Consider the following 25,092-nt stretch of genomic DNA (forward strand, 5'->3'; position numbering starts at 1 on the left):
CGGCAAACCACGTCGCCAGATTGCGCAGATTCCAATTAGGGTGGACTCAAGCGCTCCAAGAGGTCGAGATTGCTATGTTTGATTGGATCGCGCAGTTCGTTTCGGAGCGCTATCAGCCACACGGCTATTGCCTGTTATGGCGGCCCGAGCTGGTCTGGACGCACGTCATCTCCGACAGTTTGATCGCGGCGGCATATTTCTCTATTCCCGTCGCGCTGATCCACTTCGTCCGCGCACGGCGTGATGTCGAATTTGGCGGCATGATCTGGCTGTTCGCCATCTTCATCTTGGCATGCGGCACATCGCACGTGCTGGGCGTGTGGAATTTGTGGCACGGCGATTACGGGCTGGAGGCGGTCGTCAAGGCGATCACCGCGCTCGCCTCGGTCCCGACCGCGATCCTGTTGTGGCGGCTAATTCCCCAAGCGCTGGCGATTCCCTCCCCGTCGCAATTGCAGATGGCAAACGCCGCTTTGTCGCAGCGGATCGACGAGCGCGACCAGGCGCTGGCGCAATTGAAGGCCGAAATCGCGCAGCGCGAACGCGCCGAAGCTGCCCTGATCCAAGCGCAAAAGATCGACGCGGTTGGTCAGTTGACCGGCGGCATCGCGCATGATTTCAACAATCTGCTCCAGGCAATTTCGGGCAATGTCGAGCTGATCGAGCGCAAACCCGACAAGATCGACCAAGTCCAACGCTGGGCCGCCAATGCGCGCAAGGGCGTGGTCCGCGGCACCAAGCTCGCCGGCCAACTCCTTGCTTTTTCGCGCGTGCAACGCTTGTCGATCGAGCCGGTCGACATGAACGACCTGATCCACGGGATGCAGGAACTGCTGCGCACCAGCGTCGGCGCGCAAGTCGAATGCGATGTCGATCTCGACCCGAGCATCTGCACGGTCAGGGGCGATCGCACCCAGCTTGAACTCGTCATCCTCAATCTCGCGATCAATGCCCGCGACGCCATGCCGGAGGGCGGCTACCTCCTGATCGCGACACGCCCGGTCGACGTTGGCGACCATGACGGTCTCGCCCCCGGTGCCTATGTCGAACTGTCGTTGACCGATACCGGCAGCGGGATGCCCGAAGAAATCCGCGCCCGCGCGCTGGAGCCGTTTTTCACGACCAAGGGCGTCGGATCGGGCACCGGGCTTGGGCTCAGCATGGCGTTCGGCGTGGCGCGGCAATCGGGCGGTACGCTCGACATCCGCTCCGCCGTCGGCCGCGGCACGACGATCACCGTGCTATTGCCGTGCAGCAGCGACGCGCCGAGCGACTGCGCCGAAAGCCCGGTGGAATCGCGCGATAGGCCGCATGATCCCACCGCCGGGCGCGGACTGCGCGCACTGGTCATCGACGATGACGATGATGTCCGCGGCTTCGTGGTCGAATCGCTCGAAAGCATGGGGTTTGCGTGCGTCGCCTGCCCCGACGGACCGAGCGCGCTGGCCGAATTCGCGGAGATATTGCCCGACATCGTCTTTCTCGACTTCGCGATGCCGGTGATGAGCGGGGCCGAAGTCGCCGCCGAAATGCGCAAGACGGCGGGCTATCCCCCGATCGTCTTTATGACCGGCTATGCCGACAGCGCGGCGCTCGACGAAGTGCTGGGTGACCGCGTGTCGGTGATTCGCAAACCGTTTTCGATGCACGATCTTGTAGCCGCCGGATTGCGCCAGATCGCCGCGCGGTAGCGCCCGCGAGAGCGATCAGGGCGCCGAGCGTACCCGTTCGTGATGCCGGATCACTTCATCGATAATGAAGCGCAGGAATTTCTCGCTGAAATCCGGGTCCAGATTGGCGTCGCGCGCAAGGCCGCGCAGCCGCGTGATCTGCGCTTCCTCGCGCCCCGGATCGGCCGGCGGCAGCCCGGCAACGGCCTTGTAGCGCCCCACCGCCTGCGTCACCTTGAAGCGTTCGGCCAGCATGCACACCAAGGCGGCATCGATATTGTCGATGCTCTGACGGTATCCGTTCAGCGTTTCGTCGGTCACCGCGCCCCCCATATCCCGAATATCGCACGGGAAAGCCCTTTTGCGTGCCCGCGCGCGCCCGCGCAAGCCGGGAAACACTTGCCTTTGCGCAGCGGCAACGCCACATCGCGGGCACGATGACCGCTACCATCCACCGCCTCGACCCGAACCGTGAACCGGGTCGCCCCGCCGCCTCGCTCGATCCGATGGTTTCGCTGGTCGCGGGCGACATGAACATGGTCAACGCGGTGATCCTGTCGCGGATGCAATCGCAGATCCCGCTGATCCCCGAACTCGCCGGTCATCTCATCGCGGGCGGCGGCAAGCGGATGCGACCGATGCTCACGCTCGCGAGCGCGCGGCTGCTGGGCTATATGGGCACGCGCCATCACCGCCTCGCCGCAGCGGTCGAATTCATCCACACCGCGACGCTGCTCCACGACGACGTCGTCGATGGATCGGACCTGCGCCGGGGAAAACGCACCGCCAATCTGATCTGGGGCAACCCGGCCAGCGTGCTGGTCGGCGATTTCCTGTTCAGCCGCTCATTCGAGCTGATGGTCGAGGACGGTTCGCTAAAGGTGCTCGGCATCCTGTCGGGCGCGAGCGCGATCATCGCCGAGGGCGAGGTCAATCAGCTTACCGCCGCGCGCCGGGTCGACACGCCAGAGGAACGCTATCTCGACATTATCGGCGCGAAGACCGCTGCCTTGTTCGCCGCCGCCTGCCGCGTAGCGGCAGTCGTGGCGGAACGGCCCGAGGCGGAGGAGCTCGCGCTTGACGCGTACGGCCGCAACCTCGGCATTGCGTTCCAATTGGTGGATGATGCGATCGATTTCGTCTCCGATGCCGGTACGATGGGCAAGGATGCGGGCGACGATTTCCGCGAAGGCAAAGCAACGCTGCCGGTGATCCTGGCGTATGCGCGCGGCTCGGCCGAGGATCGCACCTTCTGGAAGGCGGCGATCGAAGGCCACCGCAACAGCGACGCGGATTTCGCGCATGCGATCGAGCTCGTCCGCTCGACCCGCGCGGTGGATGATACGCTCGCCCGCGCGCGCCATTACGGCCAGCGCGCGATCGATGCGCTCGGCATCTTCGCCAACAGCAAGGCCAAGGAAACGATGGTCGAAGCGGTCGAATTCGCGGTGGCGCGGGCTTACTAGCGCGTCCTATTTCTCTTCCGTTCGGGCTGAGCCTGTCGAAGCCCCTCGCGCCAGAAGCAGTACAGTATTTGGTGCGCGCAGCCCTTCGACAAGCTCAGGGCGAACGGGGGTGGTTACGCCATCCTGAGCGAACGAGTCCCTAACACCCCACCTTCGCGGCGGTGATCTCCCCACCCGCCAATTCCACCTGCAACGTCGCGTGCCCAATGCCGAAGCGATCCTTCAGCATTGCCCGCGCATCGTCCAGAAACGCGTCGCCCGGGTGCCCGCCCGGCATCACCAGATGCGCGGTCAGCACCGTTTCGGTCGTGCTCATCGGCCAGATATGGACGTGATGCACCCGCGCCACGCCGGGGAGCGTGCGGAGTTCGCTCCAGACCTTGTCCGAATCGATCCCGCGCGGCACCGCCGCCAGCGCCATTTCGGTCGATTCCTTGAGCAAGCCCCAAGTTTGCAGGAAGATCAGCACGGCGATCGCGATGCTGACCAGCGGATCGATCCACACCGCGCCACTCCACCAGATCGCCAGCCCCGACACGACGACGCCGGCCGAGACCATCGCGTCGCTCAGCATGTGGAGATAGGCACCGCGGATGTTGAGGTCGTTCTTGCGGTCGCGCATGAACAGCAGCGCCGTCGCGCCGTTGACCACGATCCCCGCCGCCGCGACCCAGGCGACCGTCGGCCCGTCGATCGGCGCGGGATTGGCGAGCCGCTGCACCGCCTCGAGCACGATCGCGCCGAGCGCCACCAGCAGGAGGAGCGCGTTGAGCAAGGCGGCGAGGATTGTCGAGCCCTTCAGGCCATAGGTAAAACGCTTCGACGCCGCGCGCTTGCCCAGCGCAATCGCCGCCCAGGCCGCGCACAGACCCAGCACGTCGGATAGATTATGCCCGGCATCGGCGAGCAACGCGACCGACCCCGCGATCAGCCCGAACACCACCTCCACCCCGATGAACGCGACGTTGAGCCCGATGCCGATCGCAAAGGCGCGGTCATGCCCGGCGGGCGGCGCGTGGCTATGCCCGTTTCCATGGCTATGCCCTTGCCCGTGGCCATGATCATGCCCGTGGTGACTGTGGCTGTGTCCGGCCAATGCGCTTGCTTTCGTTGCTGTACCAAGACGCTAGCATCACCCCCCGGTGAGATACTAGGACGCAGCACATGACAAATGCGTCAGCAAACCCCGATCTGCGCCGCGTACGGCCGTGACGCTGCCGATCCTCGCCGTCCTGCCCGCTCTGCTCGCGTCACTGCGCGCGCGATCGAACGCCGTGCTGGTCGCGCCGCCGGGTGCTGGCAAGACGACGGCGGTCGCGCCCGCTTTGCTGGGCGAGGCGTGGTGCAGCGGCGAGATCCTGTTACTTTCCCCGCGCCGCCTCGCCGCGCGTGCCGCCGCCGAACGGATGGCGGCCAATGCGGGCGAAAGCGTCGGCCAGACCTTCGGCTATGCGACGCGGATGGATTCGAAGCGATCGGCGGCAACGCGCGTGACGGTGGTGACCGAGGGCATTTTTGTCGCGCGGATTCAGGCTGACCCCGAACTAAACGGCGTATCGGCGGTGCTGTTCGACGAGGTCCATGAACGCAGCCTCGACAGCGATTTCGGCCTCGCGCTCGCGCTCGATGCCCAAGGCGGGCTGCGGCCCGATCTGCGACTGCTGGCGATGTCGGCGACGCTGGACGGCGCGCGCTTCTCCGGTTTGATGGGGGACGCGCCCGTTGTGGAGAGCGCTGGGCGGATGCACCCGCTGACGCTGCGCCACATCGGCCGCGCCGCCGAGGCAAGGATCGAGGATTCGGTCGCCGCCGCGATCCGCCTCGCCTTGCGCGACGAAGCGGGCGGTATCCTCGCTTTCCTGCCGGGTGTGGCCGAGATCGAGCGCACCGCCGAGCGGTTGGACGGGCTTGGCGACGGCATCGTGCTCCACCGGCTTCACGGTAGCCTCGACCCCGCCGCACAGCGCGCGGCGATCGCGCCAGACCGCGAGGGCCGCCGCAACATCGTGCTCGCGACGAGCATCGCCGAGACCAGCCTGACGCTCGACGGCATCTCCGTGGTGGTCGATTCTGGCCTCGCGCGCCGCCCGCGGTACGACCGTGCAGCGGGGATGACGCGGCTCGTCACCGAACGCGCGAGCCAGGCCGCCGTCACGCAACGCGCCGGCCGCGCCGCGCGGCAGATGCCGGGCGTCGCGTACCGTCTGTGGGAGGAAGCCGCGACGGCGGGGCTGCCGCGCTTCGACCCGCCCGAAATCCTTGAGGCGGATCTGTCGGCGCTCACGCTCGATTGCGCGATCTGGGGCGTCGCCGATCCGCGTGCGCTACGCTGGCTCGATCCCCCGACCGAGGCGGCGGTGCAGGAAGCGCGCGCGCGGTTGATGGCGCTGGAGGCGCTCGACGCCGACGGCCGCCCGACGCCGCACGGCCGCGCGATCGCGCGGCTGCCGCTCGCGCCCCGGCTCGGGCATATGCTGGTGCGGAGCGGGGAGCTTGGGCTTGGGGCGGTGGCAGCCGAGGTCGCGGTGCTGCTTGGCGAGCGTGGCCTTGGCGGGAATGACGTGGATCTGGAAACGCGCCGTCGCAGATGGCGCGGCGAACGCGGACAGCGCGCGGAGGCCGGGCGGAAACTGGCGAAAAGGTGGGCGTCCCTTTCTCCCCTCCCGCCTGCGGGAGGGGCTGGGGGTGGGCGCCCGACCTCAACGCGCGTGTCGCTAGCGGATAGCGCGAGCCCACCCCCCGGCCCCCTCCCGCGCGCGGGAGGGGGAGCAGAAGGCACTGCCATCGCCCTCGCCTTCCCCGATCGCATCGCGCGGCGTCGGGACGCATCGGGCGAGACCTGGGCCTCGGTCGGCGGGCGCGGGTTCAAGCTCGACGCCACCTCCAGCCTGGCGCGCGAGGAATGGCTGGCCGTCGCCGAAACGCAGGGCATGGCATCGGGCGCGCGCATCCTCTCCGCCGCCGCGATCGACCTCGCCACGATCGAGGCGCTGTTCGGCGACCGGATCGCCACGCACCGCACGGTGAACTTCGATCCGGCCACCGGTGGTGTGCAGGCGCTGCGCGAACGCCGCCTGGGAGCGCTGCGCCTGTCGAGCGGGCCGGACGCGAACGCCGACGCAGAGGCGATTGCGGCGGCCTTGCTGGAAGGAGTCCGCACGCACGGCCTCGCCCGGCTGCCGTGGAGCGACGCCGCGCTCGCGCTGCGCCACCGCGCCACCTTCGCTGCCGGGCATGGCGGGGCCGATCTCGCGCTCGACGACGCGGCGCTGCTGGCCCGCGCCGACGAATGGCTCTCGCCGCTGCTCACCCGCGTGCGCCGCCTCGACGCGATCGACTCGGGTGCGCTGACCGACGCCTTGCGCGGCCTGATCGATTGGGACGCGCTGCGCACGATCGACCGCCTCGCGCCGACGCATTTCACCAGCCCCGCAGGCTCCGCCCACGCAATCGACTACGCCGCCGAGGGTGGCCCGCGTGTCGAGCTTCGCCCGCAGACGCTGTTCGGGCTTGCCACGCATCCGACGATCGCGGGCGGTCGCGTACCGCTGGTGCTCAGCCTGACCTCGCCGGGCGGTCGCCCGATCCAGACGACGCGCGATTTGCCAGGGTTCTGGGCGGGGAGTTGGGCCGATGTCGCACGCGAGATGCGCGGTCGCTATCCGCGCCACCCCTGGCCCGATGACCCCGCTTCCGCATCCGCGACGTTGCGCACGAAAAACGCGGATGCGCGGGCCGGAAAAGCACGATAAGGGGGCATTCATGTCGACCGCCCGAATCTATCAGCGCCCGAAAAATTCCATGTCGTCGGGCCGCGCCCGCACCAGCATCTGGGTGCTCGAATTCGCCCCCGCCGAGGCGAAGCAACCCGATCCGCTGACCGGCTGGGCGGGGTCTGGCGACACCAACGATCAGGTCAAGCTCACCTTCCCGTCGCAGGACGCGGCGATCGCTTATGCCGAGCGGCAGGGGCTGGCGTTCACCGTGGTTGCGGCGCCGGAGCGGACGTTGAAGCTGCAATCTTACGCGGATAATTTTCGGTAAGGGCTGTTTTGTGAGTCTGGCTTAGCCCTAATTCCCGTTCGCCCTGAGCTTGTCGAAGGGCAGTGCGCCCCACGTCCGGCATCAAGTGTGGCACGGAGGGCTTCGACAAGCTCAGCCCGAACGGGAATGAGGCTCAGCCCGCCAGCATCCCCGCACCCAGCAACAACAGCATCTTCACATCGATCGCCACGCCCTCGGCGCGTTTCGCCGCCACAAAATCGGCAAGCCCGTCCACCGGCACGCGCAGCACGGTGATGTCCTCATCCGCCTCGCCGCCACCTGGCCCGACGCGCTCCAGCCCGGTCGCGCGGACCAGCGTGAAGCCCTCCGACACCATCCCCGGCGACGAATGAAAGAAACCAAGCGGCGTGATCGCGCCCGCGCGGTAGCCCGTTTCCTCCTCCAGCTCGCGCGCGGCGGACGCCTCGACGCTCTCGCCCGCGTCCTCGTCGCCGACCAGACCGGCCGGTAATTCGAGACACCGCCGCCCGAGCGGCACGCGATATTGCTCGACCAGCACGACATGCCCGTCGTCGATCGCCAGGATCACCGCCGCCTGAATGCCGCGCGCACGCGACACATATTCCCAGGTGCCGTCCTGCAGCACCTTGATATATTTGCCTTCCCAGACGACCGAAGCCCGCTCGCCCTGAGCTTGTCGAAGGGTCACAACTCGATCACGCGATCTGGAAGTTCGTTCACATCATCCGACGTCTTGGGGAAGCTTTCGCCCAGAATCCCGCCGATCACCCCGACCGCCGCGACCATCCCATCGCCCGATCGCCCGTCGCGCACCGCGCTCACCAGCGCGGCCATCGCATCGCCCCAGCGTTCGGCCGGCACCGCGCGGACGATCGCCTCGTCGGCGATCAGCTCGGCCATATGCTCGTCGGTCGACAGATACAGCAGGATGCCGATCCGCGCCTGCGTGCGCCGTTCCGCGCCGACCTTGAAGAACTGCACCGCGCGCCGCCGCACGCGCCGCCTTTTGGTCGCGCGCGGGGTCAGCGCCATTTTCAGCGGGGTCCACGCGACCGCATAGCGCACCGCGAGGAACAGCACCGCCTGCACGATCACCAGCCACAGCACGATGCGGCCGCTATCCGCCGCCTCCCACGCGCTGCCGCCCCAATTGAGCCAATCGAGATCGATCGTCGCGATCGCGCCTGCCAGGAGCATCGCCAGCACGGCATAGTGCAGCGGCACATCCTGATAGCGATCCGAATTGGCCGCGACGATCGTGACGATCTCGCCATCGGTGCCGAGTTCGGCTTCAGCGACGGCCGCCGTTACGCGGTCGCGGTCTGCTGGGGTGAGAACGAACTGCACCATCACCAATCCCCCGATGCGCCGCCGCCACCGAAGTCGCCGCCGCCGCCGCCGCTGAAATCACTACCGCCCCAGCCGCCCGAATCGCTGCCGCCGGAACCGCCGCCGCCCCAACCCGAGCCACCGCCGCCCCAGTTTCCGCGCGACGCCTGGTTGCCGATTTCGTTGGCGATGCCCCACAGGATCACCGGCATCAGCCCGCTGTCTCCGCCACGCGAAGCATAGCGACGGCCACTCGATCGCCGCCCGAACGACAGCAACACAAACGCCGCGATGAAGCCGAACACGATCAGCCCGACCGGAAACCCGCCGCCGCCAGAGCGCGCGGTTTTGTGCGTACGATCGAACTCCGCCGCCGCCGCGTCGAGCCGTGCCTTCTGCTCCTCGGGCGAGGCGCGGAGTTGCGCGATGATCGCGTCGGTGCCGGCTTCCATAGCGCCGGGGATATCGTTCGATTGCTTGAGCTTGGGCAGCATCGCGCCGCGGATCATGACACTGGAAAAGGCATCGGTCAGGAACGGTTCGAGCCCGCGACCAACCTCGAGCCGCGGTCCGCGACGCCCGGCGGGTTCGTTCGGCGCGATGAACAGGATCGCGCCATTGTCGACGTCGTTCAAGCCAACGCCCCACGCCCGGCCGAGCCCGACGCCATATTCGACCAGTTCGCGCCCCTGCAGATCGGGGATCGTCGCGACCACTACCTGCCGCTTGGTGCCACGCTGCAACGCCTGCAGCTTCGCGGTCAGATCCGCCTCGGTCGCGGGCGGCAGCACATTGGCGGCGTCCACCACCAACCCGGTGAATTTGGGATAGGTTTGTGCCGCGGCGGGCGCGGTGCCGATCAGCACCGCGACCACCGCCGCCATCATCATCTGGAACAGGCGCATGCTTCGGGCCTTGATCGGCCCTCTCCTGTCAATGGTCTCGACTCAGCTACCGTTGCCGAAATTGACGGCAGGTGCCGCCTCGGCACCCGGCGTCGTCGCCTTGAACGGGACGATCGGCTTCGCGCCGTAAAAGATCTTCGCGCCGATCGCATCGGGGAAGGTGCGGATCGTCGTGTTGTACGATTGCACCGCCGCATTGTAATCACCGCGCGCGGTCGAGATGCGGTTCTCGGTGCCCTCGAGCTGCGACATCAGCGTGGCGTAATTGCCTTGCGACTTCAGCTCCGGATACGCCTCCTGCAACCGCTGCAGCGACAGCGTGACGCCGGCTTGTGCCCGCTCATAGGCCTGCATCTTGGCCGGGTCGGTCAAATCGCCGCCCGACACCTTGACCTGGCTCGCCGAGGCGCGCGCTTGCGTCACTTCGACCAGGATCGCCTTTTCCTGTGCGCCAGCGGCCTTCACCGTCGACACCAGATTGGGGATCAGATCGGCGCGACGCTGATAGTAATTCTCGACGTCGGCCCACTTCGCCTTGGCGTTCTCCTCCGCCGTCGGCACGCTGTTGAGGCCGCAGCCTGCCAAAGCGACGCTCGTCGTGAGTGCGAACAGGGTACGGTACTTCATTGTAATGATCCCTCCAGACCTTGCGCCGACCTGATACCTCGGTACGGTTACGGCAAGAAGTGAAATCGGGAGGGGAGCCCCCATGTTCAAGGAGTTCAAGGCCTTTATCGCGCGCGGCAACGTGCTCGATCTGGCCGTTGCGGTCATCATCGGCGGGGCATTCGGCAAGATCATCACGTCACTGACAGATGATGTCATCATGCCCGTGATCGGCAAAATCTTCGGCGGGCTCGATTTTTCGAGCTATTTCGTCGTGCTGGGCACGGTGCCCGCAGCGCTCGCCGGATCGTCCGATTATGCCGCGCTGAAGAAGGCCGGCGTTCCCCTGCTCGGCTATGGCGCGTTCGTGACGGCGGCGGTCAATTTCCTGATCGTCGCCTTCATCATCTTCCTGATCGTGCGCGCGGTGAACCGGATGATGCCGCCAGCACCGGTGGTCGCCGAGCCGGTCGAACCGGCGGATATCACGCTGCTGCGCGAAATCCGGGACGCGTTGAAGGCGCGCCCTTAGCACAATCCGTTCGGGCTGAGCTTGGCGAAGCCCTGCGTGCCACACACTCGGCTTCCGTGCGGAGAGGTGCCCTTCGACAGGCTCAGGACGAACGGCCTGAGGGGGATGTCGCGCGGTCGCGGCCCTTAAGCCGCGACCAGATCCTCGGCCGCGGCATCCGCCAGGCTCGTCCCGTCGAGAATCCGCGCGGTCTCGTCGCGCACGCGCAGCATCGCGTGGCGGATCGCGCAGGATGCTTCGTCCTTGCAATCCTTGCACGATCGATACGCCGTCCGGCTGACGCACGGCACCAACGCCAGCGGCCCTTCGATCACGCGGATGATCTCGCCCAGCGAAATCAGATGCGTCGGGCGTGACAGGCAGTATCCGCCCATTTTGCCGCGATGGCTGTGCAGGAAACCCGCCTCGCGCAGATCTGCGAGGATCAGTTCGAGGAACTTGCGCGGGACGTTCGCCTCGGCCGCGATCCGGTTCATCGGGATCGGCGGGCCACCCGCGGGGGCCTCGGCCAGGAACAACATTGCACGAAGGGCGTAGCGGGAACGTTGCGTAAGCATGATACTATACCCCATGCACGCAATTTGTGGCGAGTGGAAGGCAGGCTTTGCAATTTCGCGGGCCACCCCTATATCAAGCGGGCCGGATTCGTCCGGCTATGGCGATAAAGTGCGGCGTGAAATAGATGCAGCGGACCCGGGGGCAGTACCCGGCGACTCCACCAAAACCCCTTGGAAACGAGGGGCTCTGACGGGGTCGAACCAGGATCGACGTGTATTGAAAGGCGCTGTTTTTTCCCGGGCTGAGTAACCCGTTCAAGGCTCAAAACCACAAGTGCTAACGATAACGAAGCACTCGCGATTGCGGCGTAACTGAAGGCCTAACGGCCTAGGTTACCCCAAAAGAACGCGGTTCGGGCTGCACCGGGCAACAGAAGCAGACACCGGCGGTCCGGGGGTACCGAGCAACAGAAACCCCCACCTTCCTCCTGCCAAAAAATGGCAGGTGTGAGCCATGAGCGGCCCTCTCTATCGTAGCCCGTCGGCCTCGCGCTCTTGCTTCAGTGCATCGGACCATTCGAGCCTTGTAGTCGGCGTCGGGCACGCGCCGCTCGCTCCGATCCGATCCGATGTCAGCTTCCACCACGTGCCGTAAGGATCTTCACCCCAGCCGATCCTGCGCCATCTTCAGATCCTCGACGAACCGATCATATTCCACCGCCGCCGCGCCCTTGTCCTCGATCCGCAGCAGATAGCTCGGATGCACGGTGATCCATGCCTCGCCACCGTCGGGAAGGCTGAGCGCCCGCCCCCGCTCCTTGGCAATCGTCACCGTCCGCCCGAGCAAGCTGCGCGCCGCCGTCGCGCCGAGCGCCACCGTCACCGTCGGCCGCACCAGCAAGCGCTCCTGTTCGACCCACCAGCGGCACGCGTCGATCTCACCCACCCCGGGCTTGGCGTGGATGCGGCGGGGGCCGCGTTGCTCGAACTTGAAATGCTTCACCGCGTTGGTGACGTACACCCCCGCCCGGTCGATCCCCGCCGCCGCCAGCGCACGGTCGAACACTTGCCCCGCCGGGCCGACGAACGGCCTTCCCGCCAGATCCTCCTGATCGCCCGGCTGTTCGCCGACGAACATCAGCGCGGCGTCGACCGGCCCCTCGCCGAACACCGTCTGCGTTGCGGGCTTGAAGAGCGGGCAACGCGTGCAGCCTGCCGCTTCGTCGCGCAGCAGCGCCCACGCCGCCGCGACATTGCCGCCGACCTCGTGCCGCGCCGTATCGATCATCCCGCTCTCACGCGCCTGCGCCGCCGCGATCAGGCCCGGCACCAGCGCGGTTTCGGGCATGTTCTTCCAATATTTCCGCGGCATTTCCTTCAGCATCGCGCCGATCTTCACGCGCGCCGGGTTGAATATCGAGGCGTAATAGGTCTTCCACACCTCCTCGATCGGATCGCCGTCGGGCGCATCGCCCTTCACCGCGCCCGGCCCTTCGCTCAGCGTCTCGCCATCCCAATGGATCGACAGCTCGGGCGTCAGGATCGACCAGCGCATACTGGCGAAGCGATCGATGAAGAATTTGGCGTTGTAGCGCAGGATGTGATGATCCGGCTCGAACCACGCGACAAAACGCGCGGTGGCGTCGTCGTCCGCGACTTCGCGAAAGCGCAGGAACGCGCGCATCTTGTGAATGTCGCGCCGCACCTCCTGCGCCAGATGCTCGAGCCGGCGCACCAGCGGATCGGCCTTGTCCGCAATCGCGCCCGCTTGCGTGCGCTGCCGCAGCAGCAGCGTGTAGAGCAAGGCGAAGCGCTCGGGCTCGCGGTGCAGCACCACCGATTTCGCCAGATCGAGAAACGCGCGCGGCACGGCGAACGGCGTGCCGCCGCTTGGCAGCGGTTCGGCCGCTTCGGCAAACAGATCGGTCGCCTGATCGCCCACCTGCCATATGATGTCAGCAGGACTTGCGCCCGCCATCGCCAGGCTCCGTGCGGCACCCCGCCAGCCATCGAGATCATCCGGCTGGTCCAAGGTCACCACCTGCATCGCGCTTGCCTCCTCAAGCCGCAAACAACTCCAATTGCGCTGCTTTGGGTGCAACCACCGGGCGCAATTCCGCGCGATCCGACAGCGCGACCGGCCGCCAATCTTCAGCAATCAGGAACGGGCGGACCTTCGCCACCGACACCGTCAGCCGCGCGACATCGGCCAGATGCAGCCGCCGCCAGCGCCGCGCGGTCAGGATCGCGCCCACCGCCTTCACCCCCAGCCCCGGCACGCGGAGCAGCGCCTCGCGCGGCGCACGGTTCACGTCGACTGGGAAGCTCCCGCGAAATTTCAGCGCCCAGGCGAGTTTGGGATCGATGTCGAGCGGCAACATCCCCGTCGTCGCATCCGCCGCCGCGACGACATCCGCCGGGGTGTAGTCATAGAACCGCATCAGCCAGTCGGATTGATACAGCCGGTGTTCGCGCATCAACGGCGGGCGTTGCAGCGGCAGCACCGTGCTCGCATCAGGGATCGGGCTGAACGCCGAGTAATAGACCCGGCGCAAGCCGAAGGTATCGTACAGCGCCGAGGCCTTGGTCACGATGTCGCCATCGGTCGCCGCATCCGCCCCGACGATCATCTGCGTGGATTGGCCGGCAGGGGCGAAACGCGGCGCCGATTTGTAGCGCTTCTTCGCATCCGCCGTGTCGAGGATCGCCGCCTTTGTCCCCGCCATCGCTCCCTCGATCCGCTCGGCGGATTTCTCGGGGGCAAGCCGCTTCAACCCCGACACGGTCGGCAATTCGACATTGATCGACAATCGGTCGGCATACATCCCCGCGCGATGCACCAGCTCCGGGTCGGCATCGGGGATCGTCTTCAAATGGATGTAGCCGCGAAAATGATGATCCTCGCGCAAGCTCCGCGCGACCTCGACCATTTGCTCCATCGTATAGTTGGAACTCCCGATGATCCCCGACGACAGGAACAAGCCCTCGATATAATTGCGTTTGTAAAACGAGATGGTCAGCCGAACCACTTCGTCCGCCGTAAAGCGCGCGCGCCGCACGTTAGAGCTTTTGCGGTTGATGCAATAATGGCAGTCGAAAATGCAGCTGTTGGTCAGCAGGATTTTGAGCAAGCTGATACACCGCCCGTCGGGCGCATAGGCATGGCAGATCCCCATCCCCTGATCGGTCGACCCCAGCCCCTTACCGTCGCGCGAGGTGCGTTTGACCGACCCCGAAGACGCACACGACGCATCATATTTCGCCGCATCGGCGAGGATCGCGAGTTTCTGCTGGACGTCTAACTGAGCCATTCGTTCTCCATACGTTCCCGCCGCCGAAATGTCGATGGAAAAGCATGATGTTGAAATCGCTCGGTAATGCTTCCTTCGCGCTACGCCGCAATTAACGAGCGTTCGAGTGTCACGTCATATTTCGCCCCGCGCAGGCGCACCGCCGCGCCGTCGATGCACTCGACATGCGCCGCGATGCGGATCCAGCGCACCGCGCCATCGACGCGAATTTGCGCGTCCACCGTGAAGCCGGTCTTGTCGCGGATCGCGGCGACGCGGTGACATTCCATCGCGATCCGCGATTCGGGAACGTATTGGGCGAGCGTGGCGGCGCGATCGATCGCCACGCCACGCGGCAGGCCAAACAGATCATAGACGCCATCGCTCCAGATCAGTTGCTCGGTGGCAAGGTCGCATTCCCATAGTCCGCTGGCCGATGCGGATGGCACGGCATGAAAGGCCCAGCGCGGCTGGCGGATCGTCAATAATTCTGCGCGTCTGCCTTCGTACACCGACTCGTCCCGATGATCCTTGCATCGAAATACCACCGGCAAGGTTAAGCGCTGGTATCGCGGCGGGGCTTCCCGTGGCAAATGCAACCGAACCCCTTGCCGATCGTTACGGGCGGGTAAGAAAAGATAAAAAGGGATTCCCGATGCGCAAGATCTTCCTCACCCTCGCCGCCGTGTCGCTCGCCATTCCGGTGTCGATGACGGTGCCGGCGGACAAGGCCGAAGCTAAGAAGCATCGCTACTATGGCAAGGCCAAGCGCACCAATCGGTGCCGCTATTCGAGCGGAACCACGGGACTCGTTGCGGGCGGCGTCGGCGGCGCCTTGGTTGGTAATGCGGTCGGCGGCGGCCTGCTCGGCACGGTGGCCGGTGGCGTCGGCGGTGCGCTTGGTGGCCGCGCGATCGATCGCTCGATCACCGCGAAGAAGCGCTGCCGCTAACGCAAAGCCGTTCGCCCTGAGCCTGTCGAAGGGCAGTTTGCAACAAGCAGCGTCGGATGTGTGGCGCGCAGCCCTTCGACAGGCTCAGGGCGACCGGTCGGGGCCGATCACGCGGCGGCGAGGAGCGTTGCCGCGCCGCCGAGATCGACAGAGACCAAGCGGCTGACGCCCTGTTCGACCATCGTCACGCCAAACAATCGATGCATCCGGCTCATCGTCACCGCATTGTGCGTGACGATGAGATAGCGCGTTTGCGTCTCGCGCGTCATCGCGTCGAGCAACCCGCAGAACCGCTCGATATTGGCATCGTCGAGCGGCGCATCGACCTCGTCGAGCACGCAAATCGGGGCGGGGTTGGTCAGGAACAGCCCGAAAATCAGCGCGACGGCGGTCAACGCCTGCTCCCCGCCCGACAGTAACGTCAGCGACTGCAATTTCTTGCCGGGCGGCTGCGCCATGATCTCGAGTCCGGCTTCCAGCGGATCGTCCGAATCGATCAGTTCCAGATGCGCTTGCCCGCCGTTGAACAGCGTCGTGAACAGCCGCCGAAAATGCCCGTCGACCGCCTCGAACGCCGCCAGCAGACGCTGCCGCCCCTCGCGATTAAGCGTGCCGATCGCACCGCGCAGCCGGTTCACCGCCAGCCCCAGTTCCTCGCGCTCAGCGGCATTGCCGACGCTCGCTGCTTCCAGTTCGGTCAGCTCGGTTTCGGCGACCAGATTGACCGGGCCGATCCGGTCACGATCGACCATCAATTTCTCGTGGGCCGCCGATTCCTCGCCCGGCGAGCGCACGTCGGCGCCGTCGAACCCGACGCGTTCGGGCAGCAGGACCGAGGGGCATTGGAAGCGTTCGCCCGATAGACGGTTCATTTCGACCCGGCGCAATTCCTGATTTTCCGCCCGCGCCGCCGCCCCGGCGCGCGCCTCGCGCGCTTGCGCCAGCGTTTCGGCGGCAACGGCGGCGATGCTCTCGGCCTGGCGGAGCGCAGCCTCAGCGGCGCGCTCCGCCATGGCCGCCGTCTCGGCAACGGCGCGCGCGGCGGCGTGGTTCGCCTCCAGCGCAACGATCTCCGCCGACAGCGCCTCGGGTCGCCCGGCCAGCGCCGCCGCTTCGCCCGCCAGATCGGCGTCGCGCTTGTCCATCTCGGTGATGCGCCGCGCCGCCTCGCCTGCGCGCGTGCGCCAGCCCTTCGCCTCCGCCGTCATCCCCGCCAGCCGTTCTCGCGCGGCGCTCACGTCGCGGTCGAGCCCGGCGCGTTCGGCCCGCGCCGTGGCGATCGCGGTCCGCCGCGCATCCGCTTCGCCCGACAGCGTCTGCACGCGCAGGCGCGTCGCGCTGCCATCGGGGAGCGCCGCTTGTGCCGCCGCCGCGCGCGCGACCTCCGACGCTGCTTCATCCTGCTCCGCCACCATGCGCTGGCGGCGCGCGGCAAGATCGGCGCGCTGCGCTTCGATCCGCTCGATCGCGGCGGTCGCGCGGTCCTCGCTCCGCGCCGCGTCGCGCGCGGTCGCTTCGGCGCGTTCGAGCGCGCGCCGCGCCGTCTGTGCCGCCGTACGCGCTGCGCCAATTGCCGCATCGATCCGCGCAAGCTCGCCGTCCGCCGCCGTCACGGCATCCACCGCAGCGGCCCGCACCGCCTCGATCGCGCGCAGCCGGTTGATCCGCTCGAGCCGCTCGGCCGCCGCCGCACCGCCCGATTTGGCGACGTAGCCGTCCCAGCGGCGCAGCACGCCCGCCATCGTCACCAGCCGCTGCCCCACGGCCAGCGCGACGCCGTCGTCGGCCTCCGCCACGAACACCTGCGCCAGCCGCCGCGCGAGCGCCGCAGGTGCCGCGACATGCGCCGCCAGCGCCACCGTGCCGCGCGGCGCATCCGGGTCGCCCGGCGCCACCGCCGCCCCCGCCCAGAACCGCTCGCCCGCCGGATCGAGGCCCGCCTCGAGATCGTCGCCCAGCGCGGCCGCCAGCGCGCGTTCATACCCCGGATCGGGCCGCACCTGGTCGAGCAGCCGCTCGCGTCCATCCCGCCGGGTCGCCTTGGTCAGCGCCGCCGCCTCGCTGTCGAGCGCGGACAAATCGGCATGCGCGGTCGCACGCGCCGCTTGCGCGCGGTCGCGCTGGTCGATGCCCCCACGCTCATCCGCATCGGCGCGGGTCAGCGCGGCACGCATATCCTCGATCTCGCGCAGCGCCTGCGCTCGTGTCGCCGCCGCCATATCACGCTCGGCAAGTAGCGGGGCCGCATCGCCGAGCGCCGCAACCTCCGCCGTCACGCGCGCCAGATCGCGCGCGCCGCGTTCCGCGCGCACCCGCGCCGCCGCCAGCGCCGCCTCCGCCACGCGCGCATCCGCCGCCTCGGTCGCTTGCGCGGCCAGCGCTTGCGCCAGCGCCACCTCAGCATCGCGCCCGGCGCGCTCGGTCTCACTCAGCCGCGTTTCCAGATCGGGCACGCGCGCAACCGCCTCGGCCAGCCGCGCGTCCAGCGCCTTGGTCTCGTCGCCCAGCCGCGCGATCGCCTCGGCCGCATCGCTGGCAAGCGACCCTTCGCGCGCGCGATCCTCGGCCAGCCGCGCCCGCGCCGCCGCCACTTCGCTCACCCGCCGCGCCGCCGCCGCTTGTTCGCTGCGCAATCCACCGAGCCGATGCCCGGCCTCGCTCGCCGCTTCGCGCAGCGCCAGCGCTTGCCCGCGCGCCGCCGCCAGTGCCTCGGTCGCCGCCAAGGCGTGCGCCGCCGCCGCGCGCTGCGCCTCGGCAGCGTCCGCAACGCGCGTCTCGCACGTCGCCGCCTCCGCTTTGGCCGCATCGGCAGCGGCTTGCGCATCGCGCCAGCGCGCGAAGATCATCCGCGCCTCGGCGATGCGGATTTGATCGGACAGCGCGCGATAGCGCTCGGCTTGCCGCGCTTGGCGGCGCAGCGCGTTGGCGCGCGTGTCCTGATCGGCGATCAGTTCGTCGAGGCGGGTAAGGTTGACCTCGGTCGCGCGTAGTTTCTGCTCGGCATCGCGGCGGCGGACGTGGAGGCCCGCGATCCCGGCGGCTTCCTCGAGCATCGCGCGGCGCTCGGCCGGTTTCGCCGCGATGATCGCGCCGATCCGTCCCTGGCTGACCAAGGCGGGCGAATGCGCGCCGGTCGCCGAATCGGCGAACAGCAGCGCCACGTCCTTCGCGCGCACATCGCGCCCGTCGATCCGGTAGGCCGACCCCGCGCCGCGCTCGATCCGGCGGACGATCTCGCTCTCTTCACTCCCCGATTCGCCGGGAACCTCGATCAGCATCGAGACTTCGGCGAAATCGCGCGCGGGGCGGGTGTTGGTGCCCGCGAAGATCACGTCGTCCATGCCCGCGCCGCGCAGTGACTTGGCCGAGGTTTCGCCCATCGTCCAGCGCAGCGCTTCGAGCAGATTGGACTTGCCGCAGCCGTTCGGGCCGACGATCCCGGTCAGACCGGGTTCGATCCGCAAATCGGCGGCGTCGACGAAGCTCTTGAAGCCCGACAGTCGCAGCCGCTTGATTTGCACCGTTCAGGCCCCCGCCCCGCCTCGGTTCAGCCGCCCTGACGCTTGAGCACCGATTCGACCTGCGGCCAGACGTCGCCCGGCCCGAGCACGACAGGCGTACCGTTCAGCACGAAGGTCGGGGTGCTGCCGACCTGATAGTCGGTGTTCGCCTTCTCGGTCGATTTCGTCAGCGCCTCGAGCTCGGCGGCGTCGTTCAGACACGCCCGCGCCTTCGCCTCGGGCACGCCGCGCTGTTTGACGAAATCGAGATAGCCCAGCCCCTCGGCATAGGTCGTGGCGATCGCAGCGGGCGTGGCACCCTGCATCCCCTGGACCCGCGCGGACACGTCGCGTTCGTTCGCCAGCAGCGTCGGCTGGTTCGCCATCATCTGGTCGAGCAGCGGGAAAAACGCCGATTCAGTTACGCACCGCCCCAGCAGGATCGGCGCGACATCCAGCGCGCCGTGGATCGGATACTCGCGAAACTCATAAGACACCTTGCCCGTCGCGACATATTGTTCCTTCAGCTTGGGAAAGCCATCGGCATCGAAGGCAGCGCAGGCCGGACACGCGCGCGATCCATATTCGACCAGCTTGAGCGGTGCATCGGGATTGCCCATGCGAAATCCGAAATCGGCGGTCTTGGAAACGGTTTCGATCCAGCTCTTGCCTGCCGGGGCCGCCTTTGCGGCGACGGGGGCGGAGGCGACGGCGTTGCCGCCGGCATCACCCTTGCCGCACGAAGCGAGCGCAAGCGCAAAGAATGGGACGGCCAGCGCGGCGGGGACGGACATTTTCATGGCATACACTCCAGACAAAAGGATTATTTCGCACCCGCGGCGCGCAACACCGGTTCCAGCCCCGCCCAATCGGAAACCTTGTCGGCGACGGTGCCGTTGACGATGAAGGTCGGCGTTCCTGGGATGGTGTAGGTCTTGTTGGCGGCGGCGGTGTGCGCGACGATCGCGTCGAGCGCCTTGCGATCGGCCAGACACGCCGTCGCCCGCGCGACCGGCAAACCGGCTTTCACGACGAAATCGGTGTAGCCATAGAATTTGCCGAGATATGCCGCCACCGCATTGGGCGCGAGTTTCTGCAATTCGTCCTGCTTCACCTTCGGGATTTCGGCGTCGCGACCGATCAGCGCGCGCTGATTCGCCATCATTGCTTCAAGCAGCGGGAAGAAAGCACGGTCAGGCACGCAATGGCCGAGCAGGATCGGGGCAAGATCGATCGCGCCGTGGATCGGATAGTCGCGAAACTCGAACGAAACCTGCCCCGTCGCGACATAGCTTTTAGTCAGCAACGGCGCGCCGTTGACGGCAAACGCCGCGCAGGTCGGGCAAGTCCGTGCGCCATATTCAATCAGCTTCACCTTGGCCGCCGGATTGCCCATGCGCAGCCCGCCCTCGGGCGTGCGGACGACGGTGCGGACCCAGTCGGGGCGTGCGGGGGCGCGCTTGGCGGGTGCCGCTTTCTTGACCGGGGCCGCGTTGGCCGCAGGAACCACCGACACCGCCGCTGCGAAAATCGCCGACATAACCAACCGCTTCATTCATCCACTCCAATCACCGGCGCACCGCGCGTCGCCGCAACGCCTGCCGCGAGCGCCTCGAGCACCGCCTTCAATTCCGGGTCAGCAATGGTGCGCAGGCTCGCGCCGAGCTCGACCGGCACGGGCCTGAGCGACGGTGGCGCGGCGCGTGGCGCTGGCCCTGCCACATCGCCCTGCCGGATGTGTACGCGCGCAACCGCGGCATAGCCGAAGAAGCGGTTGACCCGCTCGATCACCTCGGGCGCGATATGCTGCATCATCGTCGCATGCGCACCACGCACCACAAGATTGAGCGTCCCGCCGGTGCGCTCACCATGCGGAAATTTGATCGATTCGGGCGTCGATACCCCGGCATAGCGCGGCCCCACGATTTCGCCCCAGCGGCTCACCACCGCGCTTTGCACAAAGCCGAAGCGGCGGAAGGCCGCGCGCCCGGCATCAGGCAGCAATTCCGCGACCGAGCGCGCCCGCCCGCCGCGCGGCTTTTCAATCGGGGGGGCGGAGGGGCCGCGTTTGCTCATCGCGCCGTCCATGCCATAGGCGGGGCGTGTCCGCCAAGCGCCCATCCAAAATCGCCCTCAAAACAGCCGACGCTCTGCTCGCTTGGTACGATCGGCACGCGCGCGCGCTGCCGTGGCGCGCCGCCCCAGGCAGCAACGCGCCTGATCCGTACCGCGTGTGGCTGTCGGAGATCATGCTGCAGCAAACCACTGTCGCCGCCGTCACACCCCGCTTCGCCGAATTCATCGCGCGCTGGCCGAGCGTAGAGGCGCTGGCGGCGGCACCCGAGGCCGATCTGATGGCCGCCTGGGCGGGGCTCGGTTACTATGCCCGCGCACGCAATCTCCACGCCTGCGCGCGCGCCGTGGTGGAGCGTGGCGGCTTCCCCGCGACCGAGGCGGGCTTGCGCGAACTCCCTGGCGTGGGCGCCTATACCGCCGCCGCGATCGCCGCGATCGCCTTTGGGGAGCGCGCGGTGGTGGTCGATGCCAATGTCGCGCGTGTGGTGGCGCGGTTGTTCGCGGTTGAACGGCCGCTCCCCGCTGCAATGCCCGACTTGCGCGCGGCAACCGACACGATCACGCCCGACGCGCGGGCCGGCGATTTCGCGCAGGCGATGATGGACCTGGGCTCGTCCGTCTGCACCCCGCGCAGACCCCGCTGTCTCGCCTGCCCGCTGTCCGCAGATTGCGCCGCTTACCGCACCGGGAACCCCGAAGGCTTCCCCATCAAAGCCGCCAAGCCAATCAAGCCGCAACGCTATGGCACGATCTTCTGGGCGGAGCATGCCGGCAGGGTGCTGCTCGTCACCCGCCCGCCACGCGGGCTGCTTGGCGGGATGCGCGCGCTGCCGACCGGGCCGTGGGCCGACACGCCGCCCGGCCTCGCCGATCCGCCGTTCGAAGCCGAGTGGCAGCTGCTGCCAAATACTGTCGCGCACGTCTTCACACACTTCCGGCTGGAACTCGCGCTTGCGGTCGCGCGCGCAGATGGGCAAGCGGGCGTTGAAGAACACTGCGGCGCCTATTGGGAGGCGACCGGGATCGACTCGGCGGGGTTGCCGACGGTGTTCGCTAAAGCGGCGACGGCCATCAGGAGGGCAAAATGGTAGCGATGCGGTTCAAAGTTGCGGCGGTAACGCTGCTGATCGTCGCGGGCGGCACGGCGGTTGCCCGACACGAAGTCGGCCTTTCCAGCCCCGCATCGGCCCTACCCCAGACGCAGAAGCTCTTCACCGACTATGTCGCCGAGAAAAAGATTCCCGGCGTCGTCGGCATTATCGGCCATGGCAATGGCCCCGCGACCGTGCTCGCCGCTGGCCATATCAGTGATGATCCCGGCGCGCCGCCCGCCGATCGCAACAGCCTGTGGCGCGTCTATTCGATGACCAAGCCGATCACCGCAATGGCGGCGATGATGCTGGTCGAGGATGGCAAGATCCGGCTCGATCAGCCGGTCAGCGACTTCATCCCCGCGTTCAAAAACATGCGCGTTCAGATCAGCGCCGACTCGCTCGAGAGCCGCCCCGCCACGCGCCCGATCACGATCCGCAACCTGCTGACGCATACCGCCGGCCTCGGCTATACGATCGTTACCAAGGGCCCGCTGCTCAAGGCGTATGAAGAGGCCGGGATCACCCCGTTCACCTCCGATGCCAAGACCGAGACGCAGAACCGCCTGCGCCGCCCCGCCACCCTGAAGGCGTTCGCCGACAAGGTCGCAACACTCCCGCTGATCGCCGAGCCGGGCACCAAATGGAGCTATTCGATCGGGCTCGACGTGATGGGTCGCGTGATCGAGGTCGCCGCGCGTCAGCCGTTCGACACCTTTCTGCAAAAGCGCATCTTCACGCCGCTGAAAATGCGGTCGAGCTATTTCACCGTGCCGGAGTCGGATGCACACCGTCTGGCGACCGGCTATTTCATCACCGGGGCGACGACGCGCGTCCCGCTCGATCCGGGCGCGACCTCGGTTTATCTCCAGCCGCCCAGCTTCCCCTATGGCGGCGCCGGGCTTGTCACCTCGGCGTCGGATTACGACCGCTTCCTCCACATGCTGCAGAATGGCGGCAGGCTCGACGGCGTGCGCGTGATGAAGACCGCCACCGTCAAGCTCGCCATGTCGAATCTGCTGCCAAAAGGTGTCAGCTATGGCGGCGCGGTTGCCGCGACCGGGGGAACGACCAACCCGCAAGGGTTCGGTGCGGGCGGATCGGTGGTGATCAACGCCACCCCCGGCGGCCCGGCCAAGGGCACTTATGGCTGGGGCGGTGCGGCCGGCACGATCGCCTGGGTCGATCCGGTAAATCAGGCGCGCGCGACGATCATGGTCAATTACCTGCCTGGCGACAAATGGCCGCTGCGGCCGGAATCGACCAAGACGATCTATGCCGATTTCGCAGCAGCACCGGTGCGGCGCACCAAGTGATCGCACCCGGCTTTACGGGCGGGATGCTCGACCGTGCCGACGCGCTGCGTCACGATGCGGACGCGCTGGCCGCGGCGCAGGGCGACTGGCGCGCGCGGCTGTTGAAGCTGGTCAATTTCGAGCCGGAGCTAACCGGCGACGGGCTGCTCGGCTGGACCACGCTGGCCGATGCGCCCGACGATGCCGAACTCGTCCTGCTCGGCCTCGACGAAGCCAAGCGCCCGCATTTCGCCGCCTACACGCCGGGGATGCGTGCGCCAGCGGCGCGATCGATGCGGCTGTTCGGGATGCTCGACGCCTTTGCCCCCGGCGAAGCGGCGACCTATGCCGCGGCGCGCAGCGTGCTCGACTGGCACAGCCGCCACCAGTTCTGCGCCAATTGCGGGCACCAGACCGCGATGTTCCGCGCCGGATGGGGGCGGACTTGCCCGAACTGCAAGGCCGAGCATTTCCCGCGCGTCGACCCGGTCGTCATCATGATCGCCGAACATGACGGGCGCGCGCTGCTCGGCCGACAACCCGCCTTCCCGCCGCGCCGTTACTCCGCGCTCGCGGGGTTCCTCGAACCCGGCGAATCGATCGAGGAGGCGGTCGCGCGCGAGATCATGGAGGAGGCCGGCGTGCGCGTGTCGAACGTGCGCTACATCGCCAGCCAGCCCTGGCCCTTCCCCTCCTCGCTGATGATCGCGTGCGTCGGCATGGCAGAGGACGACGCGCTCACGATCGACACCCACGAGCTGGAAGATGCGATCTGGGTGGAACGCGATGTCGTGCGCGCCGTTCTCGCTGGTGAAGACGGCCCGTTTCTGCCGCCACCCCCCTATGCCATCGCGCACACCTTGCTAACCGCATGGGCGGCAGGGCATGGGGGCGCCCGAAAGGTGCACGAATGACCGACATCAACGTCAACATCCAAGCGATTGCCGAAGCGAAGGACCTGTTCTGCCCGAAGGTCACCTGGGTCCATCACTGGACCGACACGCTGTTCAGCTTCCGCATCGAACGCCCGCAAAGCTTCCGCTTCGTCTCGGGCGAGTTCATCATGATCGGCCTCGGCACGCCCGAGGGCAAGCCGCTGCTGCGCGCCTATTCGATCGTCAGCCCGGCATGGGAGGACCATCTCGAATTCTTCTCGGTCAAGGTGAAGGACGGCCCGCTCACCTCGCGGCTGCAGCATGTGAAGGTCGGCGATCACATCCTGTTGGGGCGTAAACCCACCGGCACGCTCGTCCCCGACGCGCTCGAAACCGGCGAGCATCTGCTGATGATCGGCACCGGCACCGGCCTCGCGCCCTTTCTCTCGGTGCTGCGCGAACCCGACACGCATGAACGCTTCGGCAACATCGTGATCTCGCACACCGTGCGGCAGGCGGAAGAGCTCGCCTATCGCTCGATGCTCGAGGAAGACATTCGCACCGACGAGATTTTCGGCGAGCTGTTGAAAGACCGCTTCACCTATTACCCGACCGTCACGCGCGGCAGCTTCCACCGCCAGGGCCGCGTCACCGACCGCATCCGCGACGGCCGCTTCGCCGCCGATCTCGGTTTGCCGGCGGGCGATTTCAGCACGACGCGCTGGATGATCTGCGGCTCGATCGATTTCAACCGCGAGATGATCGAGATTCTGGAGGGCGCGGGGCTGAAAGAGGGCACGCGGAGCAATCCCGGGCAGTTCGTCGTGGAGCGTGCTTTCGTCGGGTGAGGGGTTTGGGCACTGTGCTTAAAATCGGAAGCACCCGCCCTCCCCAATACCGTTCGCCCTGAGCCTGTCGAAGGGCAGCGTGCCGCACGTCCGACGTCTATTGTGGCAAGCGGGGCTTCGACAGGCTCAGCCCG

At 67.3% G+C, this 25,092-nt stretch carries 24 protein-coding genes and 1 other RNA gene; 11 read left to right on the top strand and 14 right to left on the bottom strand.

Annotated features, from left to right (window positions below):
* Positions 1–74: 74 nt before the first annotated feature.
* Positions 75–1,691 carry an ATP-binding protein gene (locus tag HMP06_RS09640; RefSeq protein WP_176496897.1) on the top strand — a complete coding sequence of 539 codons (1,617 nt, stop codon included), beginning with the start codon at positions 75–77 and terminating at the stop codon, positions 1,689–1,691.
* A 15-nt stretch (positions 1,692–1,706) separates the two neighbouring features.
* Here the strand turns inward: HMP06_RS09640 and HMP06_RS09645 are convergent, their stop codons facing one another.
* Positions 1,707–1,991 (bottom strand): chorismate mutase, encoded by a 285-nt coding sequence (locus tag HMP06_RS09645; RefSeq protein WP_232089583.1) that lies wholly within the window; start codon positions 1,989–1,991, stop codon positions 1,707–1,709.
* Positions 1,992–2,107: 116 nt separating this feature from the next.
* Between HMP06_RS09645 and HMP06_RS09650 the strand changes: the two genes are divergently transcribed.
* Positions 2,108–3,136, top strand: coding sequence for a polyprenyl synthetase family protein (locus HMP06_RS09650; protein WP_176496899.1), 1,029 nt, complete (start codon positions 2,108–2,110; stop codon positions 3,134–3,136).
* A 139-nt stretch (positions 3,137–3,275) separates the two neighbouring features.
* Here HMP06_RS09650 and HMP06_RS09655 read toward each other — a convergent pair whose 3' ends face one another.
* Positions 3,276–4,232: a cation diffusion facilitator family transporter gene (locus HMP06_RS09655; RefSeq protein ID WP_176496900.1), complete on the bottom strand. Its 957-nt coding sequence runs from the start codon at positions 4,230–4,232 to the stop codon at positions 3,276–3,278.
* Between the two features lie 112 nt (positions 4,233–4,344).
* On the opposite strand from HMP06_RS09655, the gene hrpB reads away from it, so the two are divergent.
* Together hrpB and HMP06_RS09665 are read left to right on the top strand one after the other, a co-directional pair.
* Positions 4,345–6,888, top strand: a complete 2,544-nt coding sequence (gene hrpB, locus HMP06_RS09660; protein ID WP_176496901.1) for an ATP-dependent helicase HrpB — start codon at positions 4,345–4,347, stop codon at positions 6,886–6,888.
* Positions 6,889–6,898: 10 nt separating this feature from the next.
* Positions 6,899–7,180: an ETC complex I subunit gene (locus HMP06_RS09665; RefSeq protein WP_176496902.1), complete on the top strand. Its 282-nt coding sequence runs from the start codon at positions 6,899–6,901 to the stop codon at positions 7,178–7,180.
* Positions 7,181–7,313: 133 nt separating this feature from the next.
* On the opposite strand, the gene HMP06_RS09670 is transcribed toward HMP06_RS09665, so the two are convergent.
* The 4 genes from HMP06_RS09670 to HMP06_RS09685 are packed head-to-tail and all read right to left on the bottom strand — an operon-like array spanning position 7,314 to position 10,023.
* On the bottom strand, positions 7,314–7,850 hold the full coding sequence (locus tag HMP06_RS09670; protein ID WP_176496903.1) for an NUDIX hydrolase: 537 nt from the start codon (positions 7,848–7,850) through the stop codon (positions 7,314–7,316).
* The gene (locus HMP06_RS09675; protein ID WP_176496904.1) at positions 7,847–8,512 is read right to left on the bottom strand and encodes a TPM domain-containing protein; all 666 of its coding nucleotides are present in this window, start codon (positions 8,510–8,512) and stop codon (positions 7,847–7,849) included. Before HMP06_RS09675 ends, HMP06_RS09670 begins: the two co-directional genes overlap by 4 nt.
* Positions 8,512–9,396 (bottom strand): TPM domain-containing protein, encoded by an 885-nt coding sequence (locus tag HMP06_RS09680; protein WP_176496905.1) that lies wholly within the window; start codon positions 9,394–9,396, stop codon positions 8,512–8,514. Before HMP06_RS09680 ends, HMP06_RS09675 begins: the two co-directional genes overlap by 1 nt.
* Positions 9,397–9,438: 42 nt before the next feature.
* Positions 9,439–10,023, bottom strand: coding sequence for a LemA family protein (locus HMP06_RS09685; RefSeq protein ID WP_176496906.1), 585 nt, complete (start codon positions 10,021–10,023; stop codon positions 9,439–9,441).
* A gap of 82 nt (positions 10,024–10,105) precedes the next feature.
* Between HMP06_RS09685 and mscL the strand changes: the two genes are divergently transcribed.
* Positions 10,106–10,534 (top strand): large conductance mechanosensitive channel protein MscL, encoded by a 429-nt coding sequence (gene mscL, locus HMP06_RS09690; protein WP_176496907.1) that lies wholly within the window; start codon positions 10,106–10,108, stop codon positions 10,532–10,534.
* Between the two features lie 125 nt (positions 10,535–10,659).
* Here the strand turns inward: mscL and HMP06_RS09695 are convergent, their stop codons facing one another.
* Complete coding sequence (locus HMP06_RS09695; RefSeq protein ID WP_176496908.1) at positions 10,660–11,091, bottom strand: RrF2 family transcriptional regulator; 432 nt, start codon at positions 11,089–11,091, stop codon at positions 10,660–10,662.
* Between the two features lie 42 nt (positions 11,092–11,133).
* Between HMP06_RS09695 and ssrA the strand changes: the two genes are divergently transcribed.
* Positions 11,134–11,476: a transfer-messenger RNA gene (ssrA, locus tag HMP06_RS09700) on the top strand.
* Positions 11,477–11,692: 216 nt separating this feature from the next.
* On the opposite strand, the gene HMP06_RS09705 is transcribed toward ssrA, so the two are convergent.
* From HMP06_RS09705 to HMP06_RS09715, 3 genes are all read right to left on the bottom strand, one after another.
* Positions 11,693–13,078 carry a UdgX family uracil-DNA binding protein gene (locus HMP06_RS09705; protein ID WP_176496909.1) on the bottom strand — a complete coding sequence of 462 codons (1,386 nt, stop codon included), beginning with the start codon at positions 13,076–13,078 and terminating at the stop codon, positions 11,693–11,695.
* 13 nt (positions 13,079–13,091) lie between these two features.
* Complete coding sequence (locus HMP06_RS09710; RefSeq protein ID WP_176496910.1) at positions 13,092–14,342, bottom strand: putative DNA modification/repair radical SAM protein; 1,251 nt, start codon at positions 14,340–14,342, stop codon at positions 13,092–13,094.
* 80 nt (positions 14,343–14,422) lie between these two features.
* On the bottom strand, positions 14,423–14,833 hold the full coding sequence (locus HMP06_RS09715) for a hypothetical protein (RefSeq protein ID WP_232089584.1): 411 nt from the start codon (positions 14,831–14,833) through the stop codon (positions 14,423–14,425).
* Positions 14,834–14,976: 143 nt separating this feature from the next.
* On the opposite strand from HMP06_RS09715, the gene HMP06_RS09720 reads away from it, so the two are divergent.
* Complete coding sequence (locus tag HMP06_RS09720; protein WP_176496911.1) at positions 14,977–15,273, top strand: hypothetical protein; 297 nt, start codon at positions 14,977–14,979, stop codon at positions 15,271–15,273.
* A 107-nt stretch (positions 15,274–15,380) separates the two neighbouring features.
* Here HMP06_RS09720 and HMP06_RS09725 read toward each other — a convergent pair whose 3' ends face one another.
* The 4 genes from HMP06_RS09725 to HMP06_RS09740 are packed head-to-tail and all read right to left on the bottom strand — an operon-like array spanning position 15,381 to position 20,861.
* Positions 15,381–18,794, bottom strand: a complete 3,414-nt coding sequence (locus HMP06_RS09725) for a chromosome segregation SMC family protein (protein ID WP_176496912.1) — start codon at positions 18,792–18,794, stop codon at positions 15,381–15,383.
* A 26-nt stretch (positions 18,795–18,820) separates the two neighbouring features.
* Entirely contained in the window at positions 18,821–19,573 is a 753-nt protein-coding gene (locus tag HMP06_RS09730; protein WP_176496913.1) for a DsbA family protein, read from the bottom strand.
* Between the two features lie 23 nt (positions 19,574–19,596).
* Positions 19,597–20,328 carry a thioredoxin domain-containing protein gene (locus tag HMP06_RS09735; protein WP_176496914.1) on the bottom strand — a complete coding sequence of 244 codons (732 nt, stop codon included), beginning with the start codon at positions 20,326–20,328 and terminating at the stop codon, positions 19,597–19,599.
* The gene (locus HMP06_RS09740) at positions 20,325–20,861 is read right to left on the bottom strand and encodes a DUF721 domain-containing protein (protein ID WP_176498462.1); all 537 of its coding nucleotides are present in this window, start codon (positions 20,859–20,861) and stop codon (positions 20,325–20,327) included. The genes HMP06_RS09735 and HMP06_RS09740 overlap by 4 nt, the downstream gene beginning before the upstream one ends.
* Before the next feature lie 14 nt (positions 20,862–20,875).
* Here HMP06_RS09740 and HMP06_RS09745 point away from each other — a divergent pair, with 14 nt between their 5' ends.
* Genes HMP06_RS09745 through HMP06_RS09760 form a run of 4 tightly spaced genes read left to right on the top strand, consistent with a single transcriptional unit; the run spans position 20,876 to position 24,958 of the window.
* Positions 20,876–21,940 (top strand): A/G-specific adenine glycosylase, encoded by a 1,065-nt coding sequence (locus HMP06_RS09745; protein WP_443026474.1) that lies wholly within the window; start codon positions 20,876–20,878, stop codon positions 21,938–21,940.
* Positions 21,934–23,256 carry a serine hydrolase domain-containing protein gene (locus HMP06_RS09750; RefSeq protein ID WP_176496915.1) on the top strand — a complete coding sequence of 441 codons (1,323 nt, stop codon included), beginning with the start codon at positions 21,934–21,936 and terminating at the stop codon, positions 23,254–23,256. The genes HMP06_RS09745 and HMP06_RS09750 overlap by 7 nt, the downstream gene beginning before the upstream one ends.
* On the top strand, positions 23,253–24,149 hold the full coding sequence (gene nudC, locus HMP06_RS09755; protein ID WP_176496916.1) for an NAD(+) diphosphatase: 897 nt from the start codon (positions 23,253–23,255) through the stop codon (positions 24,147–24,149). The genes HMP06_RS09750 and nudC overlap by 4 nt, the downstream gene beginning before the upstream one ends.
* Positions 24,146–24,958 (top strand): ferredoxin--NADP reductase, encoded by an 813-nt coding sequence (locus HMP06_RS09760; RefSeq protein WP_176496917.1) that lies wholly within the window; start codon positions 24,146–24,148, stop codon positions 24,956–24,958. Before nudC ends, HMP06_RS09760 begins: the two co-directional genes overlap by 4 nt.
* The last annotated feature ends 134 nt before the right edge of the window (positions 24,959–25,092 follow it).

Source organism: Sphingomonas sp. HMP6 (assembly GCF_013374095.1).
Classification (GTDB): Bacteria; Pseudomonadota; Alphaproteobacteria; order Sphingomonadales; family Sphingomonadaceae; genus Sphingomonas.

Excerpts from the sequence above, each read along its gene's own strand:
- HMP06_RS09640 (WP_176496897.1), top strand. The coding sequence starts at position 75 with ATGTTTGATTGGATCGCGCAGTTCGTTTCGGAGCGCTATCAGCCACAC.
- HMP06_RS09650 (WP_176496899.1), top strand. The coding sequence starts at position 2,108 with ATGACCGCTACCATCCACCGCCTCGACCCGAACCGTGAACCGGGTCGC.
- HMP06_RS09665 (WP_176496902.1), top strand. The coding sequence starts at position 6,899 with ATGTCGACCGCCCGAATCTATCAGCGCCCGAAAAATTCCATGTCGTCG.
- HMP06_RS09675 (WP_176496904.1), bottom strand. The coding sequence starts at position 8,512 with ATGGTGCAGTTCGTTCTCACCCCAGCAGACCGCGACCGCGTAACGGCG.
- HMP06_RS09680 (WP_176496905.1), bottom strand. The coding sequence starts at position 9,396 with ATGCGCCTGTTCCAGATGATGATGGCGGCGGTGGTCGCGGTGCTGATC.
- HMP06_RS09685 (WP_176496906.1), bottom strand. The coding sequence starts at position 10,023 with ATGAAGTACCGTACCCTGTTCGCACTCACGACGAGCGTCGCTTTGGCA.
- mscL (WP_176496907.1), top strand. The coding sequence starts at position 10,106 with ATGTTCAAGGAGTTCAAGGCCTTTATCGCGCGCGGCAACGTGCTCGAT.
- HMP06_RS09695 (WP_176496908.1), bottom strand. The coding sequence starts at position 11,091 with ATGCTTACGCAACGTTCCCGCTACGCCCTTCGTGCAATGTTGTTCCTG.
- HMP06_RS09705 (WP_176496909.1), bottom strand. The coding sequence starts at position 13,078 with ATGCAGGTGGTGACCTTGGACCAGCCGGATGATCTCGATGGCTGGCGG.
- HMP06_RS09710 (WP_176496910.1), bottom strand. The coding sequence starts at position 14,342 with ATGGCTCAGTTAGACGTCCAGCAGAAACTCGCGATCCTCGCCGATGCG.
- HMP06_RS09720 (WP_176496911.1), top strand. The coding sequence starts at position 14,977 with ATGCGCAAGATCTTCCTCACCCTCGCCGCCGTGTCGCTCGCCATTCCG.
- HMP06_RS09730 (WP_176496913.1), bottom strand. The coding sequence starts at position 19,573 with ATGAAAATGTCCGTCCCCGCCGCGCTGGCCGTCCCATTCTTTGCGCTT.
- HMP06_RS09735 (WP_176496914.1), bottom strand. The coding sequence starts at position 20,328 with ATGAAGCGGTTGGTTATGTCGGCGATTTTCGCAGCGGCGGTGTCGGTG.
- HMP06_RS09740 (WP_176498462.1), bottom strand. The coding sequence starts at position 20,861 with ATGGACGGCGCGATGAGCAAACGCGGCCCCTCCGCCCCCCCGATTGAA.
- HMP06_RS09750 (WP_176496915.1), top strand. The coding sequence starts at position 21,934 with ATGGTAGCGATGCGGTTCAAAGTTGCGGCGGTAACGCTGCTGATCGTC.
- HMP06_RS09760 (WP_176496917.1), top strand. The coding sequence starts at position 24,146 with ATGACCGACATCAACGTCAACATCCAAGCGATTGCCGAAGCGAAGGAC.